Source organism: Aestuariispira ectoiniformans, from assembly GCF_025136295.1.
GTDB lineage: Bacteria > Pseudomonadota > Alphaproteobacteria > UBA8366 > Aestuariispiraceae > Aestuariispira_A > Aestuariispira_A ectoiniformans.
The window spans coordinates 2,006,667-2,025,475 of sequence record NZ_CP062788.1; the positions used below are offsets into that span (position 1 = coordinate 2,006,667).

Genomic DNA, 18,809 nt, shown 5'->3' on the forward strand with positions numbered 1-18,809 from the left:
ATATGCAAATTTGCATAATGAGAAGGCGGCTTGCGGTATGGATTGGGACGACGGACGCATATTTCTGGTCGTGGCACGGGAGGGGCAGATGCTCTCTGCCGCCCGCAAGTTGGGCGTTAATCAGACCACGCTCAGTCGGAAAATCAGCAATCTTGAGGCCGACCTGCAGGCAACTTTGCTTGTAAGGGGGCCGGGCGGTTGTGTGTTGACGGAGGCAGGGCATGCCCTGATGGCAAAGCTGGAACGGGCCGAAACGGCGATGCTGGAAGGCGAGGCCCTGTTTCAGGGCGGTGTTGAAAAGCTCAGCGGGACCGTCCGTGTCGGGGCGCCGGATGGCTTCGGCGTTTCCTTTCTTGCCCCCAGGCTGACGGGTCTTTTGGACAAATACCCGGACCTGAAGGTTGAGTTGGTGCCGGTCCCGCGCAGTTTTTCCCTGTCGCAGCGTGAGGCTGATATTGCAATTATGGTCGGTCGGCCAAAGACCGGTCGGCTGGTAATCAAGAAGCTGACGGATTATACGCTCGGCCTTTATGCTTCCCGCTCCTACCTTGAGGAGCATGGCCTTCCCGCCTGTATTGACGACCTTAAACAGCACCGCCTTGTCGGTTATGTGGAAGACCTGATCTATTCAACCCTGCTGAATTATGCGTCCGAGGTTTTTCAGGGGGCGGTACAGCAGCTTGGCATCAGTAGCGCCGTTGGCCAGTTGGAGGCCGTGCGCGCCGGGGCCGGGATTGGTGTTCTGCATGATTATCTGGCGAAAGGGGATGCAGGCCTTGTCCGCCTGCTGGAGGAATCGACGATGCAGAGGTCCTATTGGATCGCTTATCATGAAAGTCAGCGGGAAATTCGTCGTGTCCAGGCGGTCGCCGATCACATCGGTCAGGTCGTCCGGCAGCATCATAACTGGGTTCGTTGAGCCGCCGAACAACCCTGTCTGTGTTGGTCTTGGGTCAGTTTGTCAGCGCCTTGGTTGCCGCCGCGATCCGGGACAGGGCCTCGCGCAGCTCCGCTTCGGAAGTGGCGTAGGAAATCCTGAAATAGGGTGACAGACCGAACGCCGCGCCTGGCACGATGGCAACATGGGCCTTGTCCAGCAGGTAGTTACAATAATCCGTATCCGTTCCGAGGATAATCCCATCCGGTGTCCGTTTACCAAGGACACCCTCACAACCGGCAAAGGCATAAAAGGCGCCTTTCGGGCGGATGCAGGTGATGCCCTCGATTGCATTGAGGCCGTCGACAACCAGATCGCGGCGCTGACGGAAGCTGTCGCAACGGTCTGTCAGGATATCCTGAGGTCCGTTCAGTGCCTCGACCGCTGCCGCCTGTGAAACGGAAGACGGGCAGGAGGTGGACTGGCTCTGGATGACCGCCATTGCCGCAATAAGCGCCTTCGGTCCCGCGCCATATCCAATGCGCCAGCCCGTCATGGCGTAGGCCTTGGAGACGCCGTTCATGGTCAGGCAACGATCCTTGAGGCGTGGCTCCACCTGCGCCGGGGTGACAAATTCAAAGCCGTCATAGACGATCTTCTCATAGATATCGTCGGCCAGAATCCACACATCCGGGTGCTCGAGAATAACGTCCAGCAAGGGCCGGTAATCTTCGGCGCCATAGGTGGCGCCTGCCGGATTGGATGGGGCGTTGAACATCACCCAGCGCGTCTTGCCGGTGATCGCTGCTTCAAGATCGGAAGCCGTCAGGCGGAAGTCATTTTCCTGATGACAGGGAACAAGCACCGGCTTGCCCCCGGCAATGGCAACGATATCGGAATAGGATGTCCAATAAGGTGTCGGGATGATCACCTCATCACCGGGTTCCAGGCTTGCCATGAAGGCATTGAACAGAATCTGTTTGGCCCCGCTGCTGACCGTGATTTCATCCAGGTCATACTGCAGGCCGTTGTCCCGAAGAAACTTTGCCTGAATGGCCTGTTTCAGGGCGGGGGTACCGTCGAGAGGCGTGTATTTCGTATCGCCTGCCATGATGGCGGAGATCGCCGCATTCTTGACATTTGCCGGTGTGTCGAAGTCGGGTTCGCCTGCGCCCAGAATGATGACGGGCTTGCCGTCGCGCTTCATCTGGGCGGCCTTTTTGCCGATCTGCAGGATTTGGGAAACGCCGATGGCGTCGATACGGCTGGCTTTGCGGAAACTGGACATGCTGTTGCCTTTCCAGGAATGCGTTAGTCGAAATGAACGGAGCCCAGCGGGCCGGGGGAGGTTACCTGTTTCAGGGCACGGGAAAGTTTTTTGATGGCATCTGGCGTGTACTGGTCGTAGTAGGCCTGGTTCTTGCGCCCGATGCCGTGTTCGGCGCTGAAACTGCCGTCAAATTCGTTGACGCAGATATCAATGACCCAGTCACGCAGGCGCTTTTCATAGGCCTCCAGATCGGCGGGCGGTCCGCCCGGATGGGACAGGTTGAAATGGACGCCGCCGTCGCCGATATGGCCGAAATCGCATATCTCCAGATCGGGGAATGTGTCCGGCAGGTGGTTGTGCATATAGGCGAGGAAGTCCATCAGGATGCCGCGCTCAAACGCGAGATCAAAGGCGAACAGGTGGCCTGCGTTTTTGACGCCTTCCGAAATGGAGTGCCGCAGAGCCCAGATTTCCTCCGGCCTGCCGACAAGCGCATCGGCCAGCGGTTCCCCCGGTTCCTCCCAGATTTCCGCCAGACAGGCCTCGAGCAGATCGTCGATGGAAATTTCCCCCTCGCGGGGCTCCCAGGTGCGGGTTGCCTCCACCAGAATGGCGAGGTCCGGGATATCCCCATTGGCAAAGGGATTGCGCAGGCTGGGCGCGTGGTCAAAGGCGTGGCGCATAGCGTTGCCCGACATGCTTTCGAAGGCCGAAAGCTGTGGGCCAAGCTTGCGTTCCAGTGAGGCAAGAACCTGGAAAACCGCATCATCCGATCCCGGCACCACAAGAGCAGTGGCGGATTGCCGGGGAAGCGGTTCCAGATTGAGAACTGCTTCGGTGACAATACCGAATGTGCCGACCGTTCCGATGAAGACCTGCTTCCAGTCGACGCCCGTGTTGTTTTTCCTGAGCCCTTTATTCAGGTCCAGAATGCTGCCGTTATCGTCTGCCAGAACGGCCTTCAGGCCAAGGGTATTGGCGCGCACATCACCGTAACGCAGGAAACGTCCGCCGCCCGTGTTGGTGGCGATCATGCCGCCAATCATCGGGTCCGCACTCAGGTCGACGGGGAAAAACAGGCCGTGTTCCTCAAGACGTGCATTCACCTCCGACAGGCGCATGCCCGCGCCGACGCGCAGGCTGCGGTTTCTGAGGTTCAGGTCGAACACCGTATTCATCCGGTCCAGGCTCAGAACGCCCTGCAATTTGGACCGATCCGGCGTAGAGCCGGAGACCACGCCCGTATTGCCGGATTGGGGGATCAGGGAGATTCCGTTTGTCACGCAGTAGGCGACAAAGCCGGACAGTTCCTCACTTGTCTCCGGTCGCAGGACAAAGGCGGCGCGCCCTTTGTCATGGCGCGCCCCGGTTTCATAACCCGCGAGATCGTCTTCCGGCCCGAGTACGGATTTCCCGGACCGGGCCAGATGGCGAAGACTTGCAATATGTCTTTCGTTCAACATGGATTATGCGGCTGCCGTTGTCTTGAAACCGGACAGGCAGGCATCGATGGATTCCTTTTCGATCCTTGCATAATGCGCGAATTCATCCAGTACGGTTGAACCAAGCGCTTCTTCAAAGATCTTCTGATTTGAATCCGGCGTGAAATTCTCGCCTTTGTCATCGCCCAGGTTGGACTGGAAAATGCCAGCGGCGGAAACCGGCAGGAAATCTTCGTAGACGACGGGGGCGTAGGCTACCAGACCCTCTGCGATAAGGTCTTCCAGTTGAGCGCTGGACTGTGCAGACTGCCCTTTTTCGGTGATGAAATACTGGAAATAGGCAAGCCCCTGTTTTCGGATTTCTTCCCAACTGTCGGGGAATTCGGCAAATACGTCGGCCAGGGTCTGCATATAGTCACTGCTGTTGGAACCGTCCCCGGCAGGCAGGATTTTTTCACGTGTCTTGGTCAGCAGGGCATCATAGAGGTCACGGCCCTTCGGTGTCAGGGCAACGCCACGCTGTTCGATCTCACCGAAACGTGCGGTGTGATGTCCTTCGGCCCATTCGCCGTTTTCCTGTTTGAAAAGCACCGGTTCGCTCAGCGCTTTGAACGAGGTCTGGCGCAGCAGGATCGGACACTGACGGGCAGGCGGGCCTTCGATCACGGCTTTCGGGTCGATCCCTTTTTCAGGCATTGTTGCCTGAACCGTGTCGATATCGAGGGTGCGCGGCGTCAGGTGATTGATATGCGGTCCCTGGAAAGAGACTACATCGGCGATCAGACGGTGTGCCTTCACCAGTCGGTCAAAAAGGGCCAGGTCAAGGCGTGCGTGAGAATGCCAGCGGAAGGTTTCCAGGGCTTCCTTTACAAAGCTGTCGGTGTCGTCCTCGGCGAGCCCGCCCTGTGCTTCTGCCTTTTCAATCAGCGCCAGCACGCCATCGGTGAAAATCTTGCGGGTTGCGAGAATTTCTTCCGCCTCTTTCCGCAAGTCCTGATCCTTGACCAGATCCAGACGCAGGAGGGACGTGAAAACCCGGAACGGGTTGGCGGCCAGAGAGGCGCGATCCACGGGGCGGAAGGCTGTGGAATGGACCGGAATGCCTGCGACGGACAGGTCGTAGTAACCGACCGGGAACATGCCCATGACAGCGAAGAGGCGGCGCATGGTGTGAAGTTCTTCCGCCGTGCCCAACCGGATTGCGCCGTGGCGTTCTTCCGTGATGCGGTCAATGCCGTCGGTGTGGCCAAGCTCCGACTTCAACTCGTCATTCTGCTCAAGGGTTACGCGGTTGATTTCCTCAACCATATCGACAAGCACGCCATAGGCGGGCACTTCCTGCCGGAACATTTCCGACATGGCGCATGAGAATTCCTGACGGATGATGTCTGGATTGGTGAAGGACATGAACATTTCTCCCGGTACAATAACCCTGTTGGGCGGTCAGTTACGGGGAGAGATAAACCGTTTCATAGGTTCAAAAAATGACCTAAAATCAAATTAACTCATTCCATTTTGTTATGTGTTTCCAGCTTCCTTCTTCAGCCAGCTTTCAAATTTCTGTATATGTTCGCCCGCCTTTCCGTGCGGGCGGACCAGATAATAGCTCTTCTCCGTTGTCAGGGCGGGGCCTGTAATTTGCACAAGCTGTTTGTCCTGTAACTCGCGGGTGATCATCGCGACCGGGATCAGGGCGGCACCCAGGCTGGCAATTGCCGCTGTGATGATCATGGAATATTGGTCGAAATAGCGGCCTTCACGCCGGACAACCCCGGCAATTGCCGCTTCCCTGAACCAGTCCTGCCAGACATCGGGGCGGCTTTGCAGATGCAGGAGCGGGACGTCCGTGATGTTTTCCAATGTGCCCAGCCCGTATTGATCGAAAAAGGCAGGAGAGCAGACAGGCACCATCTTCTCTCCGAAGAGATGGGTCATCTTTGTATTCGGCCAGTTCTGCAGGCCGTAATGGATGGCAAGATCAAACGGATCGCGTTCAAATTCGAACGGGTCGAGCCTTGTGCTGAAATTGACCTCGATCTCTGGATTGCCTGCAAGAAAGGCGGGAAGCCGCGGGATAAGCCAGCGATTGGCAAAGGTCGGCAAGGTGGCAATCGACAGGGTGACCTTGTCATTGCCGGAGGAGATGACCTTTTGAATCGAGTTCTGGATGCTGCTCAGGTCATGTTCCAGATCGGCGGCAAAGCTTTTGCCTGCCTGGGTCAGGGCAACGCCGCGTCCGACCCGCCGGAACAGGTCGACCCCGAGATCGACTTCCAGCTCCCGGATTTTCTTGCTGACCGCACTTTGTGTCATGCGTAGTTCTTCGGCTGCGGCGGTAAAGCTTTGGTGCCGGGCCGCGCGTTCAAAACAGCGGAGATGGGTAAGACTGGGGAAGCGGTTTTTCATGAATGCACCACGTCTCGCGTTGACTGGTCCTGTGTCTGGCTCTGCAACCATTCGCGAAATTTGATCAGCGGATAGCTGCCGGACTGCGCCTCCGGCCAGACAAGGAAATATTCACCCAGCGTCACGGCTTCGCCCGGCACGGCCAGCGCCAGTCTCCCCTGCGCAATTTCGTTTTCGGCCAGAAAGGTCGGCAACAGGGCGATGCCCAGTCCGTGGATTGCTGCTTGTGTCATCGTTGATGACTGGTCGAACAGCATACCGTGCAGATTGCCTGCGGGGATATCATGCAGGGTGAACCATTGTTCCCAGCAATCCGGATGACTTTCCAGATGCAGTAGGGGATGGGCAAGCAAATCGCCTGGTTTTTCAATCGGCTTGTCCAGAAAGGTCGGCGCGCAGACGGGAAGTACGTATTTCGGCATCAGCGGCAGGTATTCCACGTCCGCCCAGTCCCGGACCCCATAGTGAATGGCCGCATGGGCGGTGCCGGTGTTGAAACTGAACGGCAGATTGTGGGTCTGCAGGTTCACCGTTATTTCCGGATGCGACTTCACAAAATCCCGCAGGCGCGGGGCCAGCCAGTTCAGGCCGAAGGAAGGCAGGATCGACAGGTTCAGGCTGCCGCCGGTTGGATTGGCGCGCAGCTTGATCGACGCCTGCCCAAGCCGATTGATCAGGAACCGTGCTTCTTTCGCGAACTCTGCCCCCGCCGGTGTCAGTTGAAGGCGCATTTGTTCCCGGGAGATCAGGTCTACCCCCAATTGTTCCTCCAACTGCTTGAGTTGTCGGCTGACCGCGCTTTGCGTCAGGGACAAATCCTCTGCCGCCGCAGAGGCGCTGCCCAGCCGGTCCACGGCTTCAAGGGCAAGCAGGGAGGAAATAGAGGGGAGGAAACGTCGTGCCGTAATCATATGATGAAAGATCATACATCTAGAACTTAGTTTCAATAGGAAATGTCGCAGTGCACTGGCAGATAGAAGGCAGGATTATACGGCCTGAGGGAGGGAAGTGCGTCTACCTCATGCCTGATTGTGATGTTGAAAGGAAGTTCTATGACACATTCTCATATCCTCAAGGCTGCTGGCTTTGGCGAGGCAGAGCTGAATGCCGGGGCGCTGGTGGTGACCACGCCTGTTGACGGCAGTGAGATCGCCCGCCTTGCAATACACAGCCAGGCAGATGCGAACGAACAGATTGCGGATGCAAAGGATGCATTCAAGGCATGGCGGGTGGTTCCCGCCCCGCGTCGGGGGGAACTGGTGCGGCTGCTGGGTGAGGCGCTTCGTGAGGAAAAGGAGAATCTGGGCCGGTTGGTGACGCTGGAATGCGGCAAGATTTATCAGGAAGGCCTGGGCGAAGTGCAGGAAATGATCGACATCTGCGACTTTGCCGTTGGCCTGTCGCGCCAGCTTTACGGCCTGACGATCGCCTCGGAACGTCCCGGCCACGCCATGCGGGAAAGTTGGCATCCGATGGGCACCTGCGGGATTATCACGGCCTTCAACTTCCCCGTCGCGCCCTGGTGCTGGAATGCGGCGCTGGCGCTGGTTTGTGGCGATCCGGTGATTTGGAAGCCGTCTGAGAAAACGCCGCTGACGGCGCTTGCGGTGCAGAAAATCTGTGACCGGGTGATGGAACAATTCGGGTCGGACGCGCCGAAGGGCCTGATTCAGACCCTGATTGGAGAACGTGAACTGGGCCAGGCGCTGACCGCGTCCAAAGATGTGGCAATCATTTCTGCCACCGGCTCCGTTCCCATGGGACAGGCCGTGGCGCGCGATATGGCAGGCCGTCTGGGCCGGACGATCCTGGAACTGGGTGGGAACAACGCGATGATTGTAGCGCCCTCCGCCGATCTGGAAATGGCCTTGCGGGCGATTGTTTTCTCTGCGGTGGGCACCGCAGGGCAGCGTTGCACGACGCTTCGCCGCCTGGTGGTTCATGAAGATATTTATGACACATTGGTGCCGCGTCTGATCTCCGCCTATGAAACGCTGCCCATCGGTGATCCGCTGGCGGATGGCACGCTGGTCGGCCCGCTGATCGATACCGGGGCCATGGCGGCCATGGACAAATCTCTGCAGCAGGCCAAAGTTGAAGGCGGTACGGTCCACGGTGGCGGTCAGGCGCTTTCCTCTGAATTCCCCGGCGCGGCCTATGTCCGTCCGGCGATTGTGGAGATGCCGGAACAAAGCGCCATCATGCATCAGGAGACCTTCGCGCCGATTCTATATGTGGTGAAATATAAAGACCTTAACGATGCCATCGACATGCAGAATGCGGTTCCGCAGGGGCTGTCCTCCTGCATTTTCTCTACCGATGTACGCGAGACCGAATATTTCTTGTCAGCAGCCGGTTCCGATTGTGGTATTGCCAACGTGAATATCGGTCCGTCCGGTGCGGAAATCGGAGGGGCCTTCGGTGGCGAAAAAGAAACCGGCGGCGGCCGGGAAAGCGGATCGGATGCCTGGAAGGGGTATATGCGCCGCCAGACCAATACCGTGAACTATTCTCGGGAACTGCCATTGGCACAGGGGATAAAATTTGACATCTGATCTTGCAAGCAGCCTTTGGCATCACACCTGCCGGGAACAGGTGAACGCCCCGGAACTGGCGGGTGATGTAGAGGCGGATCTGGTGGTGGTCGGCGGCGGATACACAGGGTGTTCCGCCGCCCTTCAGGCCACCCGTGATGGCGCATCCGTCTGTTTGGTCGAGGCCGATGAAATCGGGTCCGGCGGGTCAGGGCGCAATGTGGGGCTTGCCAACGCAGGTCTGTGGCTGCCGCCCAGGGATATCAATGCCCAGCTTGGCGAAAAGGCTGGAAAGCGATTATCCCAAATTCTTGCCGAAGCACCGGATACGGTCTTCGGTCTGATCGAAGAATTCGGCATTGCCTGTGAGGCGGTTCGCAATGGAACCCTGCATTGTGCGCATGCGCCATCCGGGATGGGTGATCTTGAAAACCGCCATGCGCAGCTTGTGGAAACTGGTGCGCCGGTTCGCTTGTTGGGGCGTGACGAGGCGATGGCCCGCGTTGGCTCCGCACAGGTTCATGGTGCCCTGTTCGACCCCCGCGCGGGAACGATCCAGCCCCTTGCCTATGCCCGGGGACTGGCCCGTGCCGCCGTCGAATCCGGGGTCGCGTTGCACCAGAAATCTCCGGCAACCGCTATAGAGCGGGATGGCGATTTCTGGCGTGTGCGCACGCCCAAAGGATCGGTGAAGGCGCATGCGCTCCTTTTGGCAACCAATGCCTATATGAAGCCGGTCAAAGGAATGAAAACGCCCGATGTCGTGCCGGTGCATTTCTTCCAGGGCGCGACTGATCCTCTTGACCCGGCATTGCTGGACAAGATTCTGCCCGGCCAGGAAGGATGCTGGGATACCGCCCTCGTGATGTCTTCCTGGCGACGGGATGAGGCCGGTCGGCTGATTGTTGGCGCGATGGGACAGCTTGATCATTTTGCAGGCGCCTTCCATCGAAACTGGCTGCGGCGCAAGCTGGCGTCCATGTTCCCGGAGCTTGGCGGGGTGACGCTGCGGCAGATGTGGTATGGCCGTATCGGCATGACGCTGGAACATCTTCCCAAAATCCTGTCCATCGGTCCGAACGCAATGGCGTGCTTCGGTTATTCCGGGCGCGGCATCGGGCCGGGCACGGCGTTTGGCCAGCGCATGGCAAAGGCGTTGCTGGGCGGGCGCGCCGATGTGCTGCCGGTTTCGCCGGTTGAGGCACATGGCCTGCCCTTTGCCGGTATCCGGCAGGCCTATTACGAGACCGGGGCGACCCTGACGCATTTCGTGAAGGATCGCGGCGCAGGGTAGGGCTTCTGCCTTCCGGTGCGATATGTGCGTGTGAGACATGGGAGTTGTGCTGAAATTTCAGTCTAATCAAGCCTGGGAAAACGTGGCATGACCGCGTAGTCTGCCGCAGCGACAAAAAAGCTGGTTGGGGAGACGAGACATGAAGCACGACACAACATCCTTCTACATTGATGGTTCCTGGCGGGGCACTAGTGCGTCGCAACAGCGGATCGACGTTGAAAATCCCGCAACGCAGGAGATCATCGGCCAGGTCGCACAGGCGTCGGAAAGCGATGTGGACCAGGCGGTTGAGGCCGCACACCGGGCTTTTGAGACCTTCTCGCAAACCAGCCGGGAAGAGCGCCTGGCGTTGTTGGAACATGTGATCGAGGTCTACAAGGCGCGCCAGGATGAAGTGGCGTCGGTCATGTCGGCGGAAATGGGCGCGTCAATCACGACGGCACGTGAGGCGCAGGCGCCTGCCGGGCTGGGTCATCTGGAAGCAACTTATGAGGCGCTTAAAGCATTTGACTTTGAAGCGCCGGTCAACGCATCGAACCGGGTTTTCCGGGAGCCGATCGGCGTTTGTGCCTTCATCACGCCTTGGAACTGGCCGTTGAACCAGATTGCTGCCAAGGTTGCACCGGCGCTTGCGACGGGCTGTACCTGTGTCCTGAAACCTTCTGAGATGGCTCCCCTGTCGGCGCATCTTTTCGCGGAAATCCTCGATGAGGCCGGTGTTCCTGCCGGTGTGTTCAATCTTGTGGACGGCGATGGTCCCGGTGTCGGGGCCTATATGGCGCAACATCCGTTGGTGGATATGGTCTCCTTCACCGGGTCGACCCGCGCAGGGATTGAGGTTTCCAAACTTGCTGCGCCGACCGTGAAACGGGTGACCCTGGAACTGGGAGGGAAATCCCCCAACATTATTCTGGACGATGCGGATTTCGAGACTGCGGTTCGTAATGGCACACAGGCCTGCATGTATAACGTCGGCCAGTCCTGCGATGCGCCGACGCGGATGCTGGTCCCCCATGCGCGGATGGACGAGGCCGTTGAAATCGCGGCGCGTGCGGCGCAGGCACTGGTTACCGGTGATCCCTCCCGCAGTGATGTGGACAATGGCCCCATTGCCTATGGACGACAGTATGAGAAGGTCGTTTCGCTGATCCGGAAAGGGATCGAGGAAGGGGCGACTTTGGCCTGCGGTGGAGCCGACAAACCGGAAGGCTGTGAGGCCGGGTATTTCGTGAAGCCGACGGTCTTCGGGCATGTGACGCCGGAGATGACGGTTGCGGTGGAGGAAATCTTCGGGCCTGTGCTGTCCATCATCGGTTACGCCGATGAGGAAGAGGCGATCCGGATTGCCAATGATACGCCCTATGGCCTGGGTGCCTATGTCTCGTCTGGAAATCTGGATCGCGCCCGCCGCGTGGCGCGGCGAATTCGGTCCGGGCAGGTGACGCTCAACTCTGCGGAAGGGGATTATGAAACGCCGTTTGGCGGGTACAAACAGTCCGGCAACGGGCGCGAGGGCGGTGCTTATGGCCTGGAAGATTTCCTGGAAATCAAAGCTATCGTCGGGTGGAACTGAGTGACATAATCGCCGCCGTGACGGTGTTATAAAAAAGCTTGTGGGAGGTGATCATGACCGTTCAGCAAATGAAACCCCATCATCGGTCAAACATGCCCTTCTATGAGGAACGGGTGGACCTGGCCTGTGCTTTCCGCTGGACAGCGCGTCTGGACATGCATGAGGCGGTGGCGAACCATTTTTCGCTGGCCGTCAACGAGGATGGTACGCAGTTCCTTATGAACCCGAACCAGCGCCATTTCTCCCGCATCAAGGCAACCGACCTGCTATTGCTGGATGCCAATGACAAGGATGTCCTGGATCTGCCCGGCGCGCCTGATCCGACGGCCTGGGGGTTGCATGGTTCTATCCACCGGCATGTGAAACATGCCCGTTGCGTGATGCATATCCATTCAATCTATGCCACGGTTCTGGCCTGTCTTACAGACAGCAACCTGCCGCCGATCGACCAGAACACAGCGACCTTCTTCAACCGTTATGTGATTGATGAGGGCTTTGGCGGACTGGCCTTCGACGCGGAAGGGGAGCGTTGCGCAGGCATGCTGTCCGACCCGAAGGTCAAGACCATGATAATGGGCAACCACGGCGTGCTGGTGATTGGGGATTCGGTCGCGGATAGCTTCAACCGGCTCTATTACTTTGAGCGGGCGGCGGAGACCTATATCAAGGCACTGCAGACGGGACTGCCTTTACGGATTCTGTCTGATGAAATTGCGGAAAAGACCGCGAGGGAACTGGAAGAATACCCCGATCAGGCGGATAGTCACTTTAACGATCTGAAGGCAATTCTGGACGCGGAGGACCCCGGCTACAGGGACTAGGCGGGATTGTCCTTCATAATGGCTTCGACGCCGGTCGCCAGTTCCAGCAATTCGGCGGTAATCGCCTCCTGCCGGAGACTGCGTTCCCGGCGCTGAAGCTGTGTTAGCTTGTCTCCGGCATTGCGGTCGGCTGCCTGCATGACCTGAAGGCGTGCGCCGTTTTCGCTGGCGAGGGATTCCATGATCGCCTGGGTAATCTCGCCAAACAGATATTCCTCCGTCAACTGGCCGAGCAGATGCAGCGCATCCAGATGATGCAGGGGCGGCGAGGCGTCGCCCCGGCCCCGCAGAAGATCAGGATCAATTGGCAGGATCTGCTTTGCAACCACATCGTAACGCGCGCCCTTGTCATAGCGGGCGAAGATGATTTCCACCTCTACATGGTGGGCAAGTTTTTCAGTGATCTGCCGGGCCAGGTTGATCACGCCTCCAACGTGGGTTGCCATGGGATGGGACCAGGAGGGGGTCAGTTGATGTTCCTGCGCCAGTAATAGTCCGCGCTGCCCTATGATGCCGAGTTGCCTGTTGGCATCCAGACGGGACAGGGCCTTTTCAAGCAGACGGTCGTTGAAGGCACCGGTAAAGCCGTGGTCGGAACATACGACAATGACCAGTCCCGAGGAACCTGCGCCGGAAACAGGCGATGAGCCGGCGCTGTCGGGCAGCAGCCGCGCCCCATCGGCCAAGGCGGTCTCTACCGATGCGACATACTCACGAATGCCTTTCAGAGCCTTTTGCGCCTCCTGGACATGGGCGGCGGCCATCCCGCGCATGGCACGAAACAGGTCCCGCAGATCATGCAGGTTTTCCCGCCGGGCCTTGATCCGGGATAACTGTTCCATATCAGCCCTCCTGACCCCGGGCTGCGTCTGTGACCTCTTCCAGTAACAGATCCAGCGCGGACAGAAGGTCCGTCCGGTCCTGCTCACTTAACGCGCCGGATCGGTTCAGTCTGGATGCAATCCCCGCGCAATTCCGGTCAAGGTGATCGGCCAGCCGCTTCTTGATTTCTTCCACCTGTACCAACGGGACATCGTCGAGCTTGCCCGTCTTGATCAGCAGCAGCAGGGCAATTTGATGGATCAGCGACCGTGGGGCGAATTCCGGCTGCACAAGAATGGCGCGGATGCGCCGTCCGTGTTCAATGGTCCGTTTCGTCCGCTCATCGGCCATGGGACCAAATCGGGTGAAGACTTCCAGTTCCAGGAATTGCGCATAGTCCAGGCGCAGTTGCCCGGCCAGTTCCCGGATGGCGGGGAATTGCGTGTGGCCGCCAACGCGGGAGACGCTCAATCCCACATTGACGGCGGGCTTGAGACCTTCGTAGAACAGCTTGGGTTCCAGATAAATCTGGCCATCGGTGATTGAAATCAGGTTGGTCGGGATATAGCGGCTGAGGTCACCGTCCTGGGTTTCCGCAATGGGCAGGGCGGTCAGCGAGCCGCCGCCCAGTTCCGGTGACAACTTCGCCGCCCGTTCCAGAAGACGCGCATGAATGTAGAAGATATCACCGGGGTATGCCTCTCGACCCGGTGGTTTGCGCAACAGCAGGGAAAGCTGGCGATAGAGGATCGCATGTTTGGTCAGATCGTCGACAATGAGCAATACATCCCGGCCCCGATCCCGGAAATATTCGGCCATGCTGCAGGCGGCATAGGGGGTAACCCATTGGGCACCAGGTGGGGCGTCTGCCTCGCTCACCACGAAAATACAGCGCTCCGGCGCGCCGAATGTGCGAACCGCCTCAATCACCTGACTGACGGCGGAGGCTCTCTGGCCCACGGCGGCATAGACACAAATCACATCCGTGTCTTTCTGGTTGATCATCACGTCGACTGCCAGGGCAGTCTTGCCGGTCTTTCGGTCACCGATCAGTAATTCCCGTTGACCCCGGCCAATCGGGATCATGGCGTCGACGACCGTAACACCGGTCATCAGGGGGGATGTCACCAGATCGCGGTCAACAATCCCCGGTGCCGGACGTTCGATGGGAGTGGTGAGGTCTGCCGTGATTGCAGGGCCGCCATCGATGGGCTGTCCTACGGCGTTGACCACCCGGCCCAACAGGGCCTCGCCGACAGGAACCTCAATGATGGTTCCGGTGCCGAATACGCGGGTCCCGGCGCGAAGGCCGTCGCTTGCGCCCAGCATCACGCAACCGGTGCTGTTTTCGTCAACGCGGAAGGCCAGTCCCAGCGTGCCGTCCTCGAAACGGAGCAATTCGTCCTGGCGCGTCCAGGGCAGGCCGGTCACTTCTGCAACACCATCACCGATATGGGCGATGCTGCCGATATGGTCGACACGCGCCCGGGCCTGGAACCCGGACAGGCGATCGCGTGCCTGGGCCGTCCAGTCTTTCAGGCCATAGTCATCCGGCGTTTTGGTCACGCAAGCGGTCCTCTATCTGTCTCAACTGGTCCAACCAGGTGAAGCGAATGGTCGTGTTGGGCAGGCGCAGTTCTGCCCCGCCCAATATCCCGGAATCTGTACTGAATTCAGTGATGCCATCGACCGGGAGGCGGGTTCCCAGAACTTTCAACCAGTGTTGCTGTTCTTCCGCGGTTAGCTGATTGGCGGTCACGATGTGCAGTCGTGCGCCGTCAGTCGACAAGTCCTGCTGGAGCTTTTCCTGTGCGGCGGGGGCCATATCGGTGATGGCCTTGTCGAGATATTGCAACGCGACCTGGTTTATTGACTGGCCGTCGGTCTGCGCCAGAAGCTGTGCGGCGATCTCCACCGCGAGCCTGCCGGCTTCATCCCGGATTTTATTACTGGCGGCCCTGTGATCCTCGGCAATGTCGGCCTGTGCCTTGCCGATTATTGCATTCGCCTCCTGCTGTGCCTCGTCCAACAGCTTTTGCCGTTCGGCTTCCATGTCACGGCGGGTCTGGGCGAGCAGGCGATCACGCTCTTCCCGCAGGGCGGTTCTGTCTTCCTTGTAGCGCCGCTCGCTTTCGACAGCCTTTTGTTTGGCCGCGTCCGCCTCGGCAAAGGCCTGTTCCGCCAACTGCTTGCGCTTGGCGACGATCTCGCGCACCGGTCGGTACAGGAAGCGGTGCAGCAACCAGACAAGGATTAGAAAATTAATCGCCTGCAGGGCAAGCGTCCACCAGTCGATCTGCATGGGCTATCCGGTGAAGGGGTTCGCGTAAAGCAGCAGCAGGGCAATGACCAGGCAGTAGATCGCCATGGTCTCGATCATCGCCAGGCCAACGAATAGGGTGCGTGACAGGGTGCCTGCCGATTCCGGCTGGCGCGCAATCGCCTCCATGGCGGCAGCAATGGCCCGGCCCTCGGCAAGTGCGGGACCAATTGCGCCAAAGGAGACGGCGACCATCGCGCCGATGATGCTCCACATTTCAACAGTCATGGTAAATCCTCATATCGCTTCCTCTTTGCTGACGGCCGCGCCGATGAAGACGGCGGCGAGAACGGTGAAAATATAGGCCTGGATGATCCCGATCAGGATGCCCAACAAAAGGAAGGGGATCGGCAGGAAAAGCCCGGCCAGGAACACCACGATGGCAATCATGAATTCATGGCTCATCATGTTGCCGAACAACCGGATCATCAGGGAAAAGGTGCGGGTTACTTCCGACAGGATATTCAATGGCAACAAGATCGGGTTGGGTTTGATATAGCGGCCCAGATAAGGCAGAAACCCACGAGATCGGATGCCGAAAAAATGGACGGACAGAAAGACGATTGCGGCCAATGCTGCCGGGGTTTCCAGATGGCCGGTTGGCGGTTTGGTGCCGGGCAAAACAGCCGACAGATTGGCAAAGACCAGGAACAGGAAAAGGGTTCCCAGCAGGGGCAGGTAGGGAGACGGGTCGCGGCGGATGATCTCGCCGACCTGTTTCGACTGGGTCGTTGCAACGATTTCAAGGACGGTCTGTAACGGCCCGGCATTAATCTTCGGGCGGCGCAGCCCGATCCAGCAGATTATCGTCAGCACGGCCATGATCGCCCACGTGGTGAGGACGGCGCGGCTGATCGGGACCGGTCCCACCTGAAAAATGATGTCTATGCTGAGCGGATTTTTTTCCATCAGGCCTGTACCTTCACCCAATGAGTGACCGCGTAACGTCCCGCGAGAAAGCCGATCAGGGCCGCAAGCAAAGGTAATGCACCTTGCATGGCAATGCCTAGAAATGTCCCCACTGCCAGCGCCAGACGGCCAAAGTGAAGCAGGATCGCGATAGCGGGCCGGTCGCCGGAGACATGCATCTGCACGACCCGATAGAGGACGGAGAAATAGACCAGACCGGCGACAAGACCGGCCAGGGCATAGATGATGAATTCCGCGATCTGTTCCATGCTCATGCCTTGTTGATCCTTTTCCAGACGAGATAGGCCCCGACGGTCACCCCCAGGAAAATCAGCGCCCCGCTGAAAAAAATGCCGGTTTCAAATGTCCGGTCGAGCCAGCGCCCGGCGGCCACACCCAAAAGGGTGGGTACGACGATCAACCATCCGAACGACCCGATCATCGACAGGTTGGCCCACAGAGACCGCTCACCTTCCTTGTGCCAGGTCTCACGGCGCTTGCGGCGTAGTTGAACGGCGCGCTGCATCTCGTCCTTGTCGTGGTTGGGGGGTGGTCGTGTCATTGTTCCGCCTCTCCCGCTGTTTCCCAATACATGGGCGGACGGGGTTGCGGTACGGCCTGGCTGCGCGAGGTCAGGTAGCGCTGCAACTGCCGGATTGTTGCAAGATGCAGGCGGGTGGCGGAGGTGCGCGCCTCGTCTTCGGCGGCTACTTCTTCCCGGAAGCGTTCCAACACGGCCTTGCCCAGGCGCTTGAGACTTTCCTCGCCAACGGCATCGCGGGTGGCAACCTTTACCAGATTGCCGTCGTGGATGCTCAAAATCCCTCGCCGTACCGCGATATGGTGGTCCTGTCCGTGGCTGTCCTGCCAGGTAATGACCGAGACTGTCAGGGTTGTGAGGAAATCTGCATGGCCTGGTAATATGCCGAAAGCACCGGAAGTGTCCTCCGCCCGGATATGACAGGCGTCGTCGGTGTCCACAATTACGTCCAGGGGCGTTGAGACCAGCAACCTCATGTCTCCGCCTCCTTCTGCCGGGCGTCGTCCAGTGTTCCGATCATATAAAGCGAACTTTCCGACCAGTCGTCGGTCTCCCCTTCAAGGATGGCGCTGCATCCCGCCAGAGTGTCTTCAAGTTTTACAGTGACACCGGGGCGTCCGGTGAATTGCGATGTTATTTCAAAAGGCTGTGTGAGAAAGCGGACAAGCTTTCTGGCGCGGTTGACGGCCAGTCTGTCTGCTGCGCTTAATTCCTCCATTCCCAAGAGGGAGATGATCTCCTGTAATTCGCGGTAATGCTCGATCGAACGGCGAACCTCTTCGGCGATGTCGTAGTGGCGCTCACCGACGATCCGCGCATCAAGCATTACGGAGGTGGACGTCAGCGGGTCGATTGCGGGATAGAGGCCCTGGCTTGCCATGTCGCGGCTGAGCACGATGGCGGAATCCAGATGCGTGAAGGTCTCTGCCACGGCAGGGTCGGTGAAATCGTCGGCGGGGACATAGACCGCCTGGATAGACGTTACGGCAGCATCCTCGACGGAGGCGATCCTCTCCTCCAACTCGGCGATTTCGGTGGCGAGGGTTGGTTGATAGCCAACGCGTGAGGGGAGGCGGCCCAACAGGCCGGATACCTCGCTGCCCGCCTGGATAAATCGGAATATGTTGTCGACCAGAAACAGGACGTCTTTATGCTGCTGATCGCGGAAATATTCCGCCACGGCAAGGGCTGCGAGGCCGACACGCCAGCGCGCGCCGGGCGGTTCGTTCATCTGGCCGAAGACCAGGGCTGTCCGTTCCAGAACGCCAGATTTCTTCAGCTCCAGCCATAATTCATGTCCCTCGCGGGATCGCTCGCCGATACCGGCAAAAACAGAGATTCCGCCATATTTCTCGATTGTTGAATGGATGAGTTCCATGATCAGGACGGTCTTGCCCACGCCTGCGCCACCGAACATGGCCCCTTTGCCACCACGCGCCAGGGGGGCCAGAAGGTCGATCACCTTGATCCCGGTGAAAAAGGGGCTGCGTCCGCGCTTGAACTGCGAGATCGGCAACGGCTTTTGATGAATGGGACTGCGGGGACAATCATCCGGGAATGCGTCCAGATGATCGATAGGATCGCCAATCACATTGATCATACGGCCCAGTACCGCGTCGCCTGCAGGGATCTGGATCGAGCTGCCGAGATCACGTGCCGGGACCCCGCAAGACAATCCGGCCGTCTCCCGCAGGGCCACCGCGCGCACAATTTCGGGGCTTAAATGCTGGTGGACTTCCGCGATCAGCCGGTCGGGCAAGTCCCAGTTGATTTCCACGGCATTGTTGATCGGCGGTAACTGGCCGTCCGGAAAGCGGATATCCACCACAGAACCATCGACACGCGCGACAAGGCCGCCGGACATTGCGTCCTGCGATGCGGAATGCTCTGCTTTTTCTACCATGGTTGCCACATACCCTGTCCCTTGTTGCGTCTGGCGCTGAAAAATACAGGAATTACAGGCACAGCCAGCCTCACCAAACTGGCATGGTTACTCGGTC

General features: G+C 58.8%; 19 protein-coding genes. 5 read left to right on the plus strand and 14 right to left on the minus strand.

Translation table 11 applies throughout. From position 1 onward, the window contains the following. The first annotated feature begins 37 nt into the window (after positions 1-37). Positions 38-919 carry a LysR family transcriptional regulator gene (locus IF205_RS09580; RefSeq protein ID WP_259783062.1) on the plus strand — a complete coding sequence of 294 codons (882 nt, stop codon included), beginning with the start codon at positions 38-40 and terminating at the stop codon, positions 917-919. A gap of 34 nt (positions 920-953) precedes the next feature. On the opposite strand, the gene IF205_RS09585 is transcribed toward IF205_RS09580, so the two are convergent. The 5 genes from IF205_RS09585 to IF205_RS09605 form a co-directional block, all read right to left on the minus strand. Beyond that, positions 954-2,165, minus strand: coding sequence for a pyridoxal phosphate-dependent aminotransferase (locus tag IF205_RS09585; RefSeq protein ID WP_259783063.1), 1,212 nt, complete (start codon positions 2,163-2,165; stop codon positions 954-956). 23 nt (positions 2,166-2,188) lie between these two features. Beyond that, entirely contained in the window at positions 2,189-3,610 is a 1,422-nt protein-coding gene (locus tag IF205_RS09590; RefSeq protein WP_259783064.1) for an FAD-binding oxidoreductase, read from the minus strand. A gap of 3 nt (positions 3,611-3,613) precedes the next feature. Further along, positions 3,614-4,996 carry a 2-oxoadipate dioxygenase/decarboxylase HglS gene (hglS, locus tag IF205_RS09595; protein ID WP_259783065.1) on the minus strand — a complete coding sequence of 461 codons (1,383 nt, stop codon included), beginning with the start codon at positions 4,994-4,996 and terminating at the stop codon, positions 3,614-3,616. A 111-nt stretch (positions 4,997-5,107) separates the two neighbouring features. After that, on the minus strand, positions 5,108-5,995 hold the full coding sequence (locus IF205_RS09600; protein WP_259783066.1) for a LysR substrate-binding domain-containing protein: 888 nt from the start codon (positions 5,993-5,995) through the stop codon (positions 5,108-5,110). Further along, positions 5,992-6,906: a LysR substrate-binding domain-containing protein gene (locus IF205_RS09605; RefSeq protein WP_259783067.1), complete on the minus strand. Its 915-nt coding sequence runs from the start codon at positions 6,904-6,906 to the stop codon at positions 5,992-5,994. The genes IF205_RS09600 and IF205_RS09605 overlap by 4 nt, the downstream gene beginning before the upstream one ends. A 141-nt stretch (positions 6,907-7,047) precedes the next feature. Between IF205_RS09605 and amaB the strand changes: the two genes are divergently transcribed. The 4 genes from amaB to IF205_RS09625 all read left to right on the plus strand — a co-directional run bounded on the left by amaB (position 7,048) and on the right by IF205_RS09625 (position 12,217). Next, on the plus strand, positions 7,048-8,550 hold the full coding sequence (amaB, locus tag IF205_RS09610; RefSeq protein ID WP_259783068.1) for an L-piperidine-6-carboxylate dehydrogenase: 1,503 nt from the start codon (positions 7,048-7,050) through the stop codon (positions 8,548-8,550). Further along, on the plus strand, positions 8,540-9,823 hold the full coding sequence (locus IF205_RS09615; RefSeq protein WP_259783069.1) for an NAD(P)/FAD-dependent oxidoreductase: 1,284 nt from the start codon (positions 8,540-8,542) through the stop codon (positions 9,821-9,823). The genes amaB and IF205_RS09615 overlap by 11 nt, the downstream gene beginning before the upstream one ends. 139 nt (positions 9,824-9,962) lie before the next feature. Next, complete coding sequence (locus tag IF205_RS09620; RefSeq protein ID WP_259783070.1) at positions 9,963-11,396, plus strand: aldehyde dehydrogenase family protein; 1,434 nt, start codon at positions 9,963-9,965, stop codon at positions 11,394-11,396. A gap of 53 nt (positions 11,397-11,449) precedes the next feature. Further along, positions 11,450-12,217, plus strand: coding sequence for a class II aldolase and adducin N-terminal domain-containing protein (locus IF205_RS09625; RefSeq protein ID WP_259783071.1), 768 nt, complete (start codon positions 11,450-11,452; stop codon positions 12,215-12,217). Here the strand turns inward: IF205_RS09625 and IF205_RS09630 are convergent. From IF205_RS09630 to atpD, 9 genes are read right to left on the minus strand one after another with little or no spacing between them, the layout of a single operon-like run. Continuing rightward, entirely contained in the window at positions 12,214-13,059 is an 846-nt protein-coding gene (locus IF205_RS09630) for a F0F1 ATP synthase subunit gamma (RefSeq protein ID WP_259783072.1), read from the minus strand. The two genes, IF205_RS09625 and IF205_RS09630, sit on opposite strands and share 4 nt — an antisense overlap. A 1-nt stretch (position 13,060) precedes the next feature. Further along, on the minus strand, positions 13,061-14,605 hold the full coding sequence (locus IF205_RS09635) for a F0F1 ATP synthase subunit alpha (protein WP_259783073.1): 1,545 nt from the start codon (positions 14,603-14,605) through the stop codon (positions 13,061-13,063). Further along, positions 14,586-15,341, minus strand: a complete 756-nt coding sequence (locus tag IF205_RS09640) for a F0F1 ATP synthase subunit B family protein (RefSeq protein WP_259783074.1) — start codon at positions 15,339-15,341, stop codon at positions 14,586-14,588. Before IF205_RS09640 ends, IF205_RS09635 begins: the two co-directional genes overlap by 20 nt. Before the next feature lie 3 nt (positions 15,342-15,344). Beyond that, on the minus strand, positions 15,345-15,587 hold the full coding sequence (locus IF205_RS09645; RefSeq protein ID WP_259783075.1) for a F0F1 ATP synthase subunit C: 243 nt from the start codon (positions 15,585-15,587) through the stop codon (positions 15,345-15,347). Between the two features lie 9 nt (positions 15,588-15,596). After that, complete coding sequence (gene atpB, locus IF205_RS09650) at positions 15,597-16,268, minus strand: F0F1 ATP synthase subunit A (protein ID WP_259783076.1); 672 nt, start codon at positions 16,266-16,268, stop codon at positions 15,597-15,599. Further along, the gene (locus tag IF205_RS09655) at positions 16,268-16,543 is read right to left on the minus strand and encodes an ATP synthase subunit I (RefSeq protein WP_259783077.1); all 276 of its coding nucleotides are present in this window, start codon (positions 16,541-16,543) and stop codon (positions 16,268-16,270) included. The genes atpB and IF205_RS09655 overlap by 1 nt, the downstream gene beginning before the upstream one ends. Further along, the gene (locus IF205_RS09660; protein WP_259783078.1) at positions 16,540-16,830 is read right to left on the minus strand and encodes an AtpZ/AtpI family protein; all 291 of its coding nucleotides are present in this window, start codon (positions 16,828-16,830) and stop codon (positions 16,540-16,542) included. The genes IF205_RS09655 and IF205_RS09660 overlap by 4 nt, the downstream gene beginning before the upstream one ends. Beyond that, entirely contained in the window at positions 16,827-17,285 is a 459-nt protein-coding gene (locus IF205_RS09665; RefSeq protein WP_259783079.1) for a F0F1 ATP synthase subunit epsilon, read from the minus strand. Before IF205_RS09665 ends, IF205_RS09660 begins: the two co-directional genes overlap by 4 nt. Further along, positions 17,282-18,712, minus strand: a complete 1,431-nt coding sequence (gene atpD, locus IF205_RS09670; RefSeq protein WP_259783080.1) for a F0F1 ATP synthase subunit beta — start codon at positions 18,710-18,712, stop codon at positions 17,282-17,284. Before atpD ends, IF205_RS09665 begins: the two co-directional genes overlap by 4 nt. Positions 18,713-18,809: the final 97 nt, after the last annotated feature.

Excerpts from the sequence above, each read along its gene's own strand:
- IF205_RS09580 (WP_259783062.1), top strand. The coding sequence starts at position 38 with ATGGATTGGGACGACGGACGCATATTTCTGGTCGTGGCACGGGAGGGG.
- IF205_RS09585 (WP_259783063.1), bottom strand. The coding sequence starts at position 2,165 with ATGTCCAGTTTCCGCAAAGCCAGCCGTATCGACGCCATCGGCGTTTCC.
- IF205_RS09590 (WP_259783064.1), bottom strand. The coding sequence starts at position 3,610 with ATGTTGAACGAAAGACATATTGCAAGTCTTCGCCATCTGGCCCGGTCC.
- hglS (WP_259783065.1), bottom strand. The coding sequence starts at position 4,996 with ATGTCCTTCACCAATCCAGACATCATCCGTCAGGAATTCTCATGCGCC.
- IF205_RS09600 (WP_259783066.1), bottom strand. The coding sequence starts at position 5,995 with ATGAAAAACCGCTTCCCCAGTCTTACCCATCTCCGCTGTTTTGAACGC.
- IF205_RS09605 (WP_259783067.1), bottom strand. The coding sequence starts at position 6,906 with ATGATTACGGCACGACGTTTCCTCCCCTCTATTTCCTCCCTGCTTGCC.
- amaB (WP_259783068.1), top strand. The coding sequence starts at position 7,048 with ATGACACATTCTCATATCCTCAAGGCTGCTGGCTTTGGCGAGGCAGAG.
- IF205_RS09620 (WP_259783070.1), top strand. The coding sequence starts at position 9,963 with ATGAAGCACGACACAACATCCTTCTACATTGATGGTTCCTGGCGGGGC.
- IF205_RS09625 (WP_259783071.1), top strand. The coding sequence starts at position 11,450 with ATGACCGTTCAGCAAATGAAACCCCATCATCGGTCAAACATGCCCTTC.
- IF205_RS09630 (WP_259783072.1), bottom strand. The coding sequence starts at position 13,059 with ATGGAACAGTTATCCCGGATCAAGGCCCGGCGGGAAAACCTGCATGAT.
- IF205_RS09640 (WP_259783074.1), bottom strand. The coding sequence starts at position 15,341 with ATGCAGATCGACTGGTGGACGCTTGCCCTGCAGGCGATTAATTTTCTA.
- IF205_RS09645 (WP_259783075.1), bottom strand. The coding sequence starts at position 15,587 with ATGACTGTTGAAATGTGGAGCATCATCGGCGCGATGGTCGCCGTCTCC.
- atpB (WP_259783076.1), bottom strand. The coding sequence starts at position 16,268 with ATGGAAAAAAATCCGCTCAGCATAGACATCATTTTTCAGGTGGGACCG.
- IF205_RS09655 (WP_259783077.1), bottom strand. The coding sequence starts at position 16,543 with ATGAGCATGGAACAGATCGCGGAATTCATCATCTATGCCCTGGCCGGT.
- IF205_RS09660 (WP_259783078.1), bottom strand. The coding sequence starts at position 16,830 with ATGACACGACCACCCCCCAACCACGACAAGGACGAGATGCAGCGCGCC.
- IF205_RS09665 (WP_259783079.1), bottom strand. The coding sequence starts at position 17,285 with ATGAGGTTGCTGGTCTCAACGCCCCTGGACGTAATTGTGGACACCGAC.
- atpD (WP_259783080.1), bottom strand. The coding sequence starts at position 18,712 with ATGGTAGAAAAAGCAGAGCATTCCGCATCGCAGGACGCAATGTCCGGC.